This window comes from Bartonella sp. AA89HNZF (genome assembly GCF_042196905.1).
In the GTDB taxonomy this organism is placed as follows: Bacteria; Pseudomonadota; Alphaproteobacteria; order Rhizobiales; family Rhizobiaceae; genus Bartonella.
This window is the reverse complement of record NZ_JBHIRD010000111.1, coordinates 1-710: the sequence shown is the minus strand read 5'-3', so window position 1 is coordinate 710 and position 710 is coordinate 1. Positions and strand designations below refer to the sequence as shown.

Sequence of the window (710 nt, the reverse complement as noted above, 5' to 3'; positions counted from 1 at the left end):
ACAATAACATTAACATTAACAATAACAAAAAAAATAAAAATATTATTTTATCAAAAAGAGAAATTGATTTTGAAAATTTAGAAACAAACGATTTTGTTGAAAAGGCAATCGAATGTGATGATGTTCAATCAGAACAAATCAAAACGATAGAAACCAAACAACCAATCATTCACGAGCAAAATATTAATCTTTCCAATGAAGCTAACAACCGATGGCAAATTAACGAAGCGATGATTGAGAAATTGCCTTCACGAAAAGTTAAAAAGGTTGGAAAACAACTTTCAGAAATCGTTGATAAGATAATGCCTGCTTATTTTCCAGAGAAAGCAAATTTTTTTGAAGAAACAAAGAAAACAAGGGAAAAACAAGAAGTTGAAAGAATACTAGAAGATTTCAAACCCGATTTTCAATACGCAACTGAACAAGGATTAACGCATGATGAAGCCTTATCAGAATTTGAAAAATTTGTACGCTTTTCAAAATCCAACCCATGTCGAAATGCAAATGAACGCGATTGGCAAAGCGCTTGGGATAATTGGATTACGCATCCAGAATATGGATTGGTAATTAAGAAACACAAAAAATCAGAAGTGAAAAAACTATATGAAAGCGCATGTTATAAACCACCGTCAAACAATTTCGCAAATAACCTTTCAGAAAGCTTCAATCAACTTGCAACAGCGATCTACGCTTAAAGACACTTATGGATC

1 pseudogene is annotated in these 710 nt (G+C 32.0%); it reads left to right on the top strand.

Annotation, left to right across the window (positions count from 1 at the left end):
• Positions 1-695, top strand: a pseudogene (locus ACFIN0_RS09995) (hypothetical protein); the annotation flags it as partial.
• Between the last annotated feature and the right edge of the window lie 15 nt (positions 696-710).